General features: G+C 40.9%; 14 protein-coding genes. All 14 read left to right on the top strand.

Annotation, left to right across the window (positions count from 1 at the left end; translation table 11 throughout):
- Positions 1-15: 15 nt before the first annotated feature.
- Positions 16-378, top strand: a complete 363-nt coding sequence (locus LQ188_RS16645) for a response regulator (RefSeq protein ID WP_063231856.1) — start codon at positions 16-18, stop codon at positions 376-378.
- 15 nt (positions 379-393) lie between these two features.
- Positions 394-1053 carry a flagellar biosynthetic protein FliO gene (locus tag LQ188_RS16640; RefSeq protein ID WP_230177491.1) on the top strand — a complete coding sequence of 220 codons (660 nt, stop codon included), beginning with the start codon at positions 394-396 and terminating at the stop codon, positions 1051-1053.
- Complete coding sequence (gene fliP, locus LQ188_RS16635) at positions 1050-1715, top strand: flagellar type III secretion system pore protein FliP (protein ID WP_101224657.1); 666 nt, start codon at positions 1050-1052, stop codon at positions 1713-1715. Before LQ188_RS16640 ends, fliP begins: the two co-directional genes overlap by 4 nt.
- Positions 1716-1729: 14 nt before the next feature.
- A complete protein-coding gene (gene fliQ / locus LQ188_RS16630) occupies positions 1730-1999 on the top strand; it encodes a flagellar biosynthesis protein FliQ (protein WP_101224658.1) in 270 nt (89 codons plus the stop codon).
- 3 nt (positions 2000-2002) lie between these two features.
- Positions 2003-2779 (top strand): flagellar biosynthetic protein FliR, encoded by a 777-nt coding sequence (gene fliR, locus LQ188_RS16625; protein WP_101224659.1) that lies wholly within the window; start codon positions 2003-2005, stop codon positions 2777-2779.
- Between the two features lie 4 nt (positions 2780-2783).
- Positions 2784-3863: a flagellar biosynthesis protein FlhB gene (gene flhB / locus LQ188_RS16620; RefSeq protein WP_230177689.1), complete on the top strand. Its 1080-nt coding sequence runs from the start codon at positions 2784-2786 to the stop codon at positions 3861-3863.
- A 40-nt stretch (positions 3864-3903) separates the two neighbouring features.
- Positions 3904-5940 (top strand): flagellar biosynthesis protein FlhA, encoded by a 2037-nt coding sequence (flhA, locus tag LQ188_RS16615; RefSeq protein WP_101224661.1) that lies wholly within the window; start codon positions 3904-3906, stop codon positions 5938-5940.
- Positions 5937-7094 carry a flagellar biosynthesis protein FlhF gene (flhF, locus tag LQ188_RS16610; RefSeq protein WP_101224662.1) on the top strand — a complete coding sequence of 386 codons (1158 nt, stop codon included), beginning with the start codon at positions 5937-5939 and terminating at the stop codon, positions 7092-7094. Before flhA ends, flhF begins: the two co-directional genes overlap by 4 nt.
- Positions 7078-7944, top strand: coding sequence for a MinD/ParA family protein (locus tag LQ188_RS16605; protein WP_101224663.1), 867 nt, complete (start codon positions 7078-7080; stop codon positions 7942-7944). Before flhF ends, LQ188_RS16605 begins: the two co-directional genes overlap by 17 nt.
- A 10-nt stretch (positions 7945-7954) precedes the next feature.
- Positions 7955-9052, top strand: coding sequence for a chemotaxis response regulator protein-glutamate methylesterase (locus LQ188_RS16600; RefSeq protein WP_230177490.1), 1098 nt, complete (start codon positions 7955-7957; stop codon positions 9050-9052).
- A 21-nt stretch (positions 9053-9073) separates the two neighbouring features.
- Positions 9074-11116, top strand: a complete 2043-nt coding sequence (locus LQ188_RS16595) for a chemotaxis protein CheA (protein WP_230177489.1) — start codon at positions 9074-9076, stop codon at positions 11114-11116.
- A 109-nt stretch (positions 11117-11225) separates the two neighbouring features.
- Positions 11226-11681 (top strand): chemotaxis protein CheW, encoded by a 456-nt coding sequence (locus tag LQ188_RS16590; protein ID WP_101224665.1) that lies wholly within the window; start codon positions 11226-11228, stop codon positions 11679-11681.
- 14 nt (positions 11682-11695) lie between these two features.
- A complete protein-coding gene (locus tag LQ188_RS16585) occupies positions 11696-12316 on the top strand; it encodes a chemotaxis protein CheC (RefSeq protein WP_230177488.1) in 621 nt (206 codons plus the stop codon).
- Positions 12316-12819, top strand: a complete 504-nt coding sequence (locus tag LQ188_RS16580; RefSeq protein ID WP_101224667.1) for a chemotaxis protein CheD — start codon at positions 12316-12318, stop codon at positions 12817-12819. Before LQ188_RS16585 ends, LQ188_RS16580 begins: the two co-directional genes overlap by 1 nt.
- Positions 12820-12904 lie beyond the last annotated feature (85 nt).

Genomic DNA, 12904 nt, shown 5'->3' with positions numbered 1-12904 from the left:
TGGGGGACGAAAATTATGGCTAATAGAATTTTAATTGTGGACGATGCAGCATTTATGAGAATGATGATTAAGGATATCCTTTCAAAAAATGGCTTTGAAATAGTCGGGGAAGCAGCAGATGGCGCCCAAGCGGTGGAAAAATATAAAGAAACTCATCCGGATCTTGTAACGATGGATATTACCATGCCTGAAATGGATGGAATTACAGCATTAAAGGAAATTAAAAAGGTAAATCCTCAAGCTAAGGTCATCATGTGTTCAGCGATGGGACAGCAAGCAATGGTCATTGATGCAATCCAGGCGGGTGCAAAGGACTTTATCGTGAAGCCATTCCAGGCAGACCGTGTTTTGGAAGCCATAAATAAAGCATTAAGTTAAGAGGGTGTCTTCATATTGTTTTTAATTAAAAAATGGCTTCAGGTCTCACTGATGATAGCAGTATTATTCTCTGGGGCGATACAGGCCCATGCGGAAGATCTTGAAAAAACAGTGAAGGATGTTTATGAACAGCCAGATGATTTAAAGGTGGATAAAGGTGAATCAAAAGGCTCGAAATCTACCAAACAGACAACGAATCCTGACAAAGTGGGGATAACCGTTTGGGAGTTTCTGAGGATGATATTTGCTACTATTTTTGTAGTGGCCCTTCTATATATCCTATTAAAGTTCATCAATAAAAAAAGTAAATCGTATCAAAAGGCAAATTCAGTGGAGAATTTAGGCGGTACGGGCCTTGGCGCAAATCGTTCTGTCCAGCTTGTTAAAGTCGGCGGGAGAATATTGGTGATCGGGGTCGGTGAAAATATTCAGCTCTTGAAAGAAATAGATGATCCAGAGGAATATGAACAGCTTTTGAAAGATCACAACGATAAGATCGATCAAATGATCCAGCCAGGGGAACTTGCAATGAAGTTAAAAAATAATTGGTTGAAGAAAAGCGGATCCGAAACCGCCAGTTTCTCTGCAGAGTTCAAAAATCAACTTGATCAATTGTCTGCTAGCAGGAAAAAGCTGTTAAAGGAGCTTGATAGGAAAGGAAGAGACAATGAATGAATGAGTTCATGGAGTTTTTTAATAACAGTGATCCCACTAATGTCTCTACTTCCGTCAAACTTGTTCTACTGATGACTGTCTTATCGCTGGCTCCAAGCATATTGATCCTGATGACCTGTTTTACTAGAATCATCATTGTCCTGAGCTTTGTGAGAACATCGCTAGCTACACAGCAGATGCCGCCGAATCAGGTGTTGATCGGCCTGGCACTTTTCATGACATTTTTCATAATGGCACCGACTTTTCAGGAAGTGAATGAAAAGGCATTAACCCCGTTATTTAATGAAGAGATAGATTTAGAAGAAGCATATGTACAGGCCTCGATACCATTTAAGGAATTCATGAGTGCCCATACAAGACAGAAGGACCTTGAGCTATTCTTGGAATATGCCAAGGTGGATAAGCCTGAAACGATACAGGACATTCCCTTGACGGCCTTTGTACCTGCTTTTGCAATCAGTGAAATCAAAACAGCTTTTCAAATAGGTTTCATGATTTTCATTCCCTTTTTGGTTATTGATATGGTCATTGCAAGTGTCCTGATGTCGATGGGGATGATGATGTTGCCGCCAGTCATGATTTCCCTGCCATTTAAAATCCTCCTTTTCATTCTTGTAGACGGATGGTATTTAGTGGTGAAGTCTTTATTACAGAGTTTTTAAGCAGGTGAGTAAAAATGAGTGCAGATTTTGTTATTGATATAGCAGAAAAAGGAATTTATATGGTATTGATTATCGCTGGCCCATTGATGGTAATCGCTCTTATTGTAGGACTATTAGTAAGCATCTTTCAGGCAACTACACAGATTCAGGAACAAACCTTGGCATTTGTTCCGAAAATCGTCGCAGTCTTATTGGGACTCATTTTATTGGCTCCATGGATGTTGAGCCACCTATTATCATATGCAAATGAAATATTCGGTAATCTGAATCGATTTGTAGGGTAGGGCATGGAGGAATTATTTCCGCACTTTCCCGCCTTTTTATTAATTGTGGTACGGGTCACTACGTTTTTCGTGGCCATGCCGATTTTTTCGTACCGTTCTATACCGGTACAACATCGGGTCGGGCTTGGAATCTTCCTTGCCTGGATCATGTACTACACCATTGATGCTCCGGTTCTGGAATTGGATGTCACATTTTATTTATTGATCATGAAGGAAGCGCTTGTTGGCCTTTTCATTGGGTTTGCAGCGTATATGATTTTATCGGCCGTTCAAATAGCTGGCGGATTGATTGATTTTCAAATGGGTTTTTCAATAGCGAATGTCATCGATCCCCAAACGGGGGCACAAAGCCCGTTGATGGGACAATATCTTTATACAATCGCTCTATTATTCCTATTGAGTACTAATGGCCATCATTTGCTTTTGGATGGAATTTTTTATAGTTATCAGTTCATCCCGATTGACCAATTATTTGTACCATTCGGAGATCATGCGCTGATAGAATACGTGGCCAAAGCTTTCAGCAAAGCTTTCATGATTGCTTTTCAAATGTCCATACCTGTGGTGGGAAGTATTTTCTTAGTGGATGTCACGTTAGGGATACTTGCCAGGACAGTTCCTCAATTAAATGTATTCGTTGTTGGGATTCCAGTGAAAATCATTGCCGGCTTAGCGGTTATCATACTGGTAATGGGGATGATGATGACGGTTGTCACCCAACTCTTCAATTTCTTGCTTTTGACCATGCGTCACCTAATGCAGTTGATTGGAGGCGCTTGATATGGTGAGGTTTCAGCTGGATTTGCAGTTTTTCGCTGGTGAAAAGACCGAAAAGGCGACTCCCAAAAAACGTCAGGATTCGAAGAAAAAAGGTCAGGTGGCAAAGAGTCAGGATGTAAATACCTCTGTGAATTTAATTGCCGTGTTTTCTGTGTTATTGCTTATGGGACCGTACATGTATAATCATTTGCTCGGTCTTACGAAAGAATATCTGCAACATTTTACCTTGGCTGGATTCAGTGAGGAGAATATGCAAATTATCATGATAGAGGTTTTAAAGGAGATGGGCCTTATCCTAGGACCCGTTTTTGCAGCAGCGATAGTCGCTGGGATATTGGCTAATGTCATGCAAGTCGGGTTTCTGTTTTCGACTGAATCCATACAGTTCAAACTTGATAAATTGGATCCCATTAAAGGATTCAAACGTATTTTTTCAATGAGGGCCATTGTTGAGTTATTGAAATCCATTCTTAAAATATCATTTGTTGGTTTTGTTGCCTTTTATGTACTATGGCAGCGCATGGACGAGATTATGATTTTATCACAGATTTCTGTGGAAGAAGCGATGGCAACATTGGCGGATATTACGATTAAAGTAGGATTTTATGCTGCCGTGGCTTTATTGTTCATTGCTCTATTAGACTATTTGTATCAAAAATATGACTTTGAAAAAAACATCCGGATGTCCAAACAGGATATTAAGGATGAATATAAAAATTCCGAAGGGGACCCGCTCATCAAATCCAAGATAAAGCAAAAGCAGAGGCAGATGGCCGCTCAAAGAATGATGCAGGAAATTCCCAATGCGGATGTCGTCATCACTAACCCGACGCATTTTGCTATTGCTTTAAAATATGATGAAGAAAAAGCTGAGGCTCCGTATGTAGTGGCAAAGGGCGTTGATTTTGTTGCCCAGAAAATTAAATTCATTGCCAAAGAAAATGATGTGATCATGGTGGAAAATCGGCCTTTGGCGAGGTCTTTATATGATCAAGCTGAATTAGGCCAAGCGATACCTGAAGAGTTCTTTAAGGCGGTCGCTGAAATACTGGCCTTTGTATATAAAACCAAAGGTAAACTGTAAAGAAGTAATAGGGTAACCCGCTAGTTAGGAGAGAAAAAACATGCGAGCAAGAGATTTAGTTGTTATATCGAGCGTCATCATGATCGTTGCCATGTTGGTCATTCCATTGCCAACATGGTTGTTAAGTATTTTACTCCTTTTAAATATCTCTCTTGCGCTGCTGGTTCTATTGACTACGATGAATATGAAAGAACCTCTCGAATTTTCAATCTTTCCTTCCTTGCTCCTTTTACTGACATTGTTCAGGCTGGGGTTGAATGTTTCGACGACTCGTGCCATTTTGACCTATGGTGATGCTGGGGGAGTTGTAGAAACCTTTGGGTCGTTTGTAGTCGGCGGTAACGTGCTTGTAGGATTAGTTGTATTCATCATTTTGGTCATCATCAATTTCATCGTCATCACGAAAGGTTCCGAACGGGTCTCGGAGGTAGCGGCAAGGTTTACGCTGGATGCGATGCCAGGGAAACAGATGGCCATCGATGCAGATTTAAATGCTGGGATGATCTCCGAAAACGAAGCACGTGCCAGAAGGGAAAAAATTAGTAACGAAGCAGACTTTTATGGATCCATGGATGGGGCTAGTAAGTTTGTTAAAGGGGACGCCATAGCGGGCATCATCATTGTCATCATTAACTTGATTTTCGGTATGATCATTGGCGTCATGCAATTGGACATGAGCTTTGGAGAAGCAGCCGTCCATTTTTCCATGTTATCGGTTGGTGACGGAATCGTGAGTCAGGTACCAGCTTTATTGATTTCTACAGCTACGGGAATTGTCGTAACCCGGGCAGCCTCGAATGGAAACCTTGGAGCGGATATTGTTGAACAGTTATTTCAATTTCCCAAAATGCTTTACCTAACAGCAGCAACCATTTTCCTTTTAGGGTTATTCACTCCCATTTCCGACTTGTTCACCATTCCGATCGCTGCTTTATTAGTCGTTGGAGGGTATACAATTTCAAGGATACCGAAGCAGGACGAAAGTGAAATACAAGAAATGGAGGAAGTGCTGGAAACCGATGAAATGAAAAGCCCAGAAAGCGTCGTTAACCTTTTAAGTGTCGACCCGATCGAATTTGAGTTTGGATATGGACTGATTCCGCTTGCGGATGCCAATCAAGGGGGAGACCTACTGGACCGGGTCGTCATGATCCGCCGGCAGCTTGCAATTGAGTTGGGACTCGTGATCCCTGTCGTCAGAATACGTGATAATATTCAGTTGAATCCTAATGAGTATCGGCTGAAGATTAAGGGAAGTGTCATGGCAAAGGGGGAATTGCTCCTAAATCATTTCTTGGCCATGAGTCCAGGGATGGAAGATGATTCAATAGAAGGAATCGATACGATAGAACCGTCTTTCGGTTTACCGGCCAAGTGGATTACGGATGATATGAAAGAACATGCCGAGATTCTGGGTTATACAGTTGTGGACCCGCCAAGTGTTGTATCCACCCACTTGACGGAAGTCATAAAGTCCAATGCGCAGGAATTATTGGGCAGGCAGGAAACGAAACAATTGATCGATCATCTTCACGAATCGGCACCTATACTAGTAGAGGAAGTCACTCCGAATCCCTTGTCTATAGGAGATGTACAAAAGGTATTGGCAAAACTATTGAAGGAAAAGGTTTCGATAAGGAATTTACCGATCATTTTCGAAACGCTTGCTGATTATGGCAAGTTATCGACTGACACAGATTTGCTTACCGAATATGTAAGGCAGAACTTAGCGAGACAAATAACAAATTCTTTTATTGCGGATGAAAATAGAATTAAAGTCATAACATTATCGGGGAAAGTTGAAAAGACCATCGCTGATGGTATACAGCAAACTGAACATGGTAATTTTTTATCATTGGATCCAACTCTATCGCAATCCATATTGGAGGCAGTTGCAGCCAAATTGGAAGAGCTGACCCTAATGGATCACCAACCGATCCTACTCTGCTCTCCGGCAGTAAGGATGTATGCCCGGCAATTAACTGAACGTTATTTTCCTAATGTACCGATTCTTTCATACAATGAACTCGAATCGAATGTGGAAGTACAAAGTGTAGGGGTGGTGAATATCGATTGAAGGTAAAGAAATATTTGGCGCCATCAATGAACGAGGCAATGAAGCGAATAAGGACGGAACTAGGCAGTGATGCAGTAATCTTAAGTTCGAAGGCTGTATATAATGGTGGTTTCTTAGGATTATTCAAAAAGAGGAATATTGAAGTCATTGCAGCCATAGACCCTGTGTCCCAGCCTATCCAAGCCGTAACCAAGCAAAAATCGAAGAAGTTGCCATCAAAGCTGGAAATGGCAAGTCATGCCCCTGAACCTAATGAAGGGAATGGGGAAAGTGCTGACTTATTAAAAGAAATCGAAGGTTTGAAAGATATGATAAAGAGTTTGCAAATCTATTCAACTGATAAAAAATATCCGGGGAAGCTGGAGAAAATCCACGAATACCTAACCGAGCAGGAAGTGGATATATCACTTCGATCCCAAATCATGGATGAATTGCTTGAAAAATGGTTCGTTTTTAAACAGCAATCCACTGATGAAGAGGTTCAAGTTTGGTTGGAAGAAGCCATGCTCGGGATTTTAGAAGAAGTTGGAAACGGAAAACCCGGGCTGCAAAAAAAATATATTAATATTGTTGGCCCAACAGGTGTGGGAAAGACAACGACCTTAGCAAAAGTAGCTGCGGAAACCATGTTAAAGCATGATAAAAAGGTGGCCTTCATTACGACGGATACGTACAGGATTGCTGCAATAGATCAACTTAAGACATATGCCAAGATTTTAAACGTTCCAATTGAAGTCGCTTATAATTTGGAAGACTTCAAAAGGGCTGCTGAACGCTTCTCCCATTATGATTTTGTTTTTATTGATACTGCCGGAAGGAATTTCCGTAACCCGCAATATGTCAAGGATCTTAATGAAATCATCCATTTTACAGATGAGATGGAAACCTATTTAGTATTGTCATTGACCTCTAAACAAAAGGATATGGAAGATATTTATCGACAGTTTGCTGCCATACCTATTAAACAGGTTATTTTTACAAAAGCGGACGAAACCTCCACTTTCGGGCAAATATTCAATTTTATACATACTCATAAATTAGGAGCCGCCTATATAACAGATGGACAAAATGTGCCAGACGATATTGAAATAGCTACATCATCACAGCTATTGAAAATGGCTATTGGGGCTAATAAATATGAAAGATCAAGCTGAGAATTTACGAAGAAGATTGGAAGCCCGCCAAAATCGATCAATGGCCAAAACGATTGCAGTTTTAAGCGGGAAAGGTGGAGTGGGAAAATCAAACTTTTCCTTGAATTTTTCGATTGCCTTATCCCAAAGAGGCAAAAAAGTACTGTTGTTCGACATGGATATCGGTATGGGGAATATTGATATTTTGATCGGGGAACAATCTCCCTGCAGCATAATTGATTTTTTTGAAAACGATTGTAGTTTGAAGGATATCATCATGGCAGGACCGGGAAACATTTCAATCATTACAGGTGGAACGGGGTTGACGGCTCTCTTTTCACTTGATGAGGAAAAATATACCCGGTTTAATGAGGAGTTCGGTTTATTGTTGGCGAATTACGATTATATCTTATTTGATATGGGTGCTGGCATCACTCAGGATTCCATGAAATTCCTGTTATGTGTGGATGAATTAGTCGTTATAACGACACCTGAACCCACTTCTATCATGGATGCATATTCCGCAATGAAATATATCCATTCAGTAAATAAAGAGATATCATTGTTCCTGGTTTGCAATCGGGTTTTCACGAGTAAGGACGGCAAAGATACGATTAAGCGGCTCCAAAATGCACTAGTGGAATTTTTGGGATTGGAAACTGTAGCTCTTGGGTACTTGCCAGATGATAGAACCGTACCCAATTCTGTTAACAAACAAATGCCCTTTCTTCTTTTCGATTCTGAAGCCGATATATCCAAAGCTATTATGGACATTGCTTCGAGATATGCAAATCATTCATTTGGGGAAGAATTGACTTTGCAAAAAAGCCATTTCCTCCAAAATATGAAGAGATATTTTTTTGGAAAGTAGGTCTCCTTATATGAGTAAAGTAAAAGTGCTGATAGTGGACGATTCTGCGTTTATGAGAAAGTTAATTTCAGAGTTTTTAGCAGAAGATAGCAGGATGGAAGTCATCGGGACTGCGAGGAATGGTAGAGATGCCATAGACAAAATAAAGGCTTTAAAACCCGATGTCGTGACTTTGGATGTGGAAATGCCTATTATGGACGGATTGGAAGCATTAAGCCGGATCATGAATGAATGTCCAACTGCTGTTGTCATGTTATCAAGCACAACGAAAAAGGGAACGGAAAATACATTTGCCGCCATGAACAGTGGAGCCTTTGACTTTGTGGCTAAACCCTCTGGTGCCATTTCATTGGATTTACATAAAATCAAGAAAGAACTCCATGAAAAAGTTATGGCTGCCAGCAGGGCAAATGTTCACAAACTAGAAAAAAATGCGATGAATATTGAAAGAAGCCCATCCGTTTGGGAAAAATATAGTAAAATAGATTCAAAAGAATCGTCAAAAATTAAAAAAAATCAAAAAAAATGGTCCTATAGGTACAAAAAAATAATAGTCATTGGTACATCAACAGGAGGGCCGAGAGCTCTGCAGACCGTCTTGGCAGGACTCCCGGAAGAAGTTGATGCTCCCATACTCATTGTCCAGCATATGCCCCCCGGTTTCACAAAATCCTTGGCAACACGCCTGAATTCATTGTGCAAGATTAAAGTGAAGGAAGCTGAAGAGGGGGAACTGATTCAAAAAGGTGTCGCCTATATCGCACCGGGAGGTTTTCACTTGAAAGTGAGGAAAGTCGGAATGAGCTGGGCAATCCTTTTGGATCAATCCGAATTGCGTAATGGACATCGCCCGTCGGTTGATGTGCTATTTGAATCGGTAAGTGAAATGAATGATTCTGCGAAAATAGCCGTTATCATGACCGGGATGGGAATGGACGGGTCGATGGGACTCATGAAGCTTAAACAAGAGGGTCCTTTAAAAGCGATAGCCGAATCACAGGAGACATCAATCGTTTTTGGTATGCCTAAGGCGGCAATCAATACCAAGTTAATAGATAGCATAGAGGATGTAGAAAAAATAGCTAAAGCGATAATGAGCTATTGTTAACACGTGGAGGTGTGAGATTGTATGGATATGAATCAGTATTTAGAGGTTTTTATAGAAGAAAGTAAAGAACATCTTCAAACGTGCAGCGAACAGTTGCTGGTACTCGAAAAGAACCCGGAAGACCTCTCAATCGTAAACGAAATCTTTCGTTCCGCCCATACCTTAAAAGGGATGTCGGCGACTATGGGGTATGTGGATTTAACCAATTTAACCCATAAAATGGAGAATGTGTTGGATGCAATCCGAAATAGTAAAATCGCCCTCTCTCCAGAATTATTTGATGTGATATTTTTAGCGGTTGATGATTTAGAAGCGATGGTCATGTCCATTGCAGAAGGTGGAGATGGAAAAAGAAATGTGGAAGAGGTTGTCCATCAGCTGGAAGTGATTGAAAAAGGGGAGTCGCCCGTTTCTTCCACCATTGCAGAGATTGCAGCAGCTTCTGCCGTCCTTGAAAAAGAGGAAATGACTGTGGGAGAGTACGATGAATTTGAATGGACAGTGCTTAAGCAGTCCAAAGATCAAGGCTTCAACAGCTTCGAAATCTCGATAGGGTTGCGAGAGAACTGTCTTTTAAAAGCTGCCCGGGTGTTTATGGTTTTCGAGGTGCTTGAAAAGTCAGGTGAAGTAATCAAGTCACACCCACCGGTCGAACTTTTGGAAGAAGAACAATTCGATCAGCAATTTACGGTCACGATGGTAACAACAGAATCGAGTGATGAGATAAAGGAAAAAATCATGAAGGTTTCCGAAGTGGATCAAGTTGTGGTAAATGCCCTTGATCTTGAGGGCTTGAGGCATGCAGCCAATTCTATAGAGGATCAAGTTGCTGAAGTACCGGAACAAGCGACAATTAAAGCCGTGCTTCCAACTGATAATGATGATAAGAAAAAACAGGCACTCGTTAAGCCGGCATCAAGCAAGACCATTCGGGTGAACATTGAGCGGCTTGATATATTAATGAACCTATTCGAGGAACTAGTAATCGATAGAGGCAGACTTGACCAAATTTCCAGTGATTTGAATAATCAAGAATTGCATGAAACAGTAGAAAGAATGTCCCGTATAACAAGTGATTTACAAACAATCGTTTTGAATATGCGGATGGTGCCCGTTGAAACTGTATTCAATCGTTTTCCTAAAATGGTTCGTCAATTAGCAAGGGATTTAAACAAGAAAGTCAATTTGGAAATCAACGGTGCAGAAACGGAACTAGACCGTACAGTCATTGATGAAATCGGTGATCCTCTCGTCCATTTATTAAGAAACGCCATGGATCATGGAATTGAAACACCTGAAGAACGTTTGGCGAAAGGAAAGAAAGAAGAAGGTAAAATCCTGTTAAAAGCCTACCACGGCGGCAATCATGTTTTCATTGAAATTGAGGATGACGGTGCAGGAATCAATAAAGATCGAGTCTTGAACAAGGCGCTCTCCAATGGGATATTAACCAAGGAAGCTGCCGACACCCTAACGGATAAGCAAATCTATGAATTGATATTCGCTTCTGGTTTCTCAACAGCGGAAACCATTTCAGATGTATCGGGGCGCGGTGTTGGACTGGATGTGGTTAAAAATACTATTGAGTCTCTCGGTGGAACTGTCACGATCGATTCCAAAGAGAATGATGGATCCATCTTCCTTATTCAGCTTCCGCTTACATTGTCCATTATCTCTGTCATGCTGGTTGCAATCCAAAACGAAAAATATGCCATACCTCTTTCTTCGATAATAGAAACAGCGATCATAAAAAAAGCAGATATCTTGAATGCCCATAATCAACAGGTTATTGACTTCAGGGGAAAGATCCTGCCGCTTCTGTTCTTGAAAGATATATTTGAAGTGCCAATCAGTCTGGAAGAAGAAGAGTCCCTCTCTGTGGTCATTGTAAGAAAAGGTGATAAATTAGCTGGATTAGTCGTTGATTCATTCATCGGGCAGCTGGAAATCGTTCTGAAATCACTAGGTAATTATTTAAATAGCGCTTTTGCAATATCGGGGGCAACGATCCTTGGTGATGGTCAAGTTGCTTTAATTATAGATTGCAACACATTGATTCATTGAATGATAGATAAGCGGGGCAGGGGAATGGGACGTTGGTTCAACCGTTTCGATTCAAGTTTTCGTTAAGACTGCACAACAATCAGGAGTTTATTTAAAAGGAGGGGAATAGATGTCGGAGGATATGAAAGTAATCGTATTTCAAATTAAAGATAAAGAATATGCAATACCAGTGGATAAAGTCAGCGGTATCGAAAAGATTCTGCATATTACCAGAGTTCCAAAGGCTGTAAAGTTTGTTAAGGGAGTCATAAATCTAAGGGGTGTAATCACTCCAATTATTGATTTGCGGGTGCGTTTTGGTTTCGAAGAGATGGAATACGATGAATCAACAAGGATTATCATCGTCATTCTGGATGATATGGAAGTTGGGTTAATAGTGGACTCTGCCAATGATGTTTTGGATATTCCAGTGGAGAGTATCGAACCTCAGCCTGAAGTTGTGGGACATTTGGCTTCAGAATACATTAGCGGAGTGGCTAAAATTGACAAGCGACTGCTCGTCCTAATCAATTTGGAGAAGGCTCTAAGTCTGGAAAGGACTGAAAATATGTTAAGAGAAGGATAATCATATGTCGTTCATTGAGAAAATCAACCCTTTTCAACTCGATTTTGAAGGAAATCGGCAATATAGGTGCAGGGAACGCAGCAACTGCGTTTTCTGCCATCCTTAATAGGAAAATTGATATGAATGTTCCTAATGTCAGAATCGTTTCCTTTGATGAAATGATGGAAATGGCTGGCGGGGCCGATCAAGTCGTTGCCAGCGTTTTCCTTAGAATGGAAGGTGATGCTTCAGGGAGTATGTTTTTTATCCTTTCGCTTCCTGTAGCCCAATACTTGATTCGTAAGATGACTGGTGATGAGACCTTTTTGATGGAATCCGCACCCCATACTGAATTGGCGCTTTCTTGCCTTCAGGAATTAGGGAATATCTTATCGGGATCCTACCTCTCTTCTCTTTCTGATTTCACCCGATTGAATATCTATCCATCCGTTCCATCCTTGAGCATCGATATGGTAGGGGCAACGATCAGTTACGGATTATTGGAATTATCAATAGTAAGTGACGCAGCCATCGTCATTGATACTGTGCTTGAAAAAGACCAGCTTTTCGCTGAATCCATTAATGGTCATTTCTTTTTATTACCTGATCCCGAATTTTTTGATATCATTTTTTCCGCTTTAGGAGTGTCCACCTAATGACTGAATTGTTAAAGGTCCAGGTTGTTAAGGTTGGAATAGCGGATATGAATATTATAAAACCTCCTTATACGATTCGCACTTCCGGGCTGGGGTCGTGTGTTGGTGTTGTAATTTATGATGAGAAAAAAGAGATTGCGGGTTTGGCACATATTATGCTGCCTGACTCTTCATTAGCTAAATCGGGGCCGATCAACGTTGCCAAATTTGCAGATACGGCGATAAAGGAATTGGTGCAGCTCTTAGTAAAAGAAGGCGCAAGAATGCCATTCCTAAAAGCGAAGTTGGCAGGCGGAGCACAAATGTTCCAATTTGCCTCCGGAGGGGATTTAATGAGAATAGGACCACGGAATGTGGAAGCTGTTCGAAAGGTGTTATCTGACTTGCGCATTAGAGTCGTCGCTGAAGATGTTGGCGGGAATAGCGGAAGAACGATTGATTTCAATTTAAGTGATTGTTTGCTAAATATACGGACCGTTACAAAAGGGACTAAAAACATATAGGATCGGATTTGGCTTTTGAAAAGCCAAAAATATGACAGGTACACTTGCAATCGAATTATTATTGCATTTATGGCTTTAGGGGCCG

The organism is Peribacillus sp. Bi134, from assembly GCF_918698065.1.
Lineage (GTDB): Bacteria > Bacillota > Bacilli > Bacillales > DSM-1321 > Peribacillus.
This window is presented reverse-complemented; position numbering and strand designations above follow the sequence as displayed.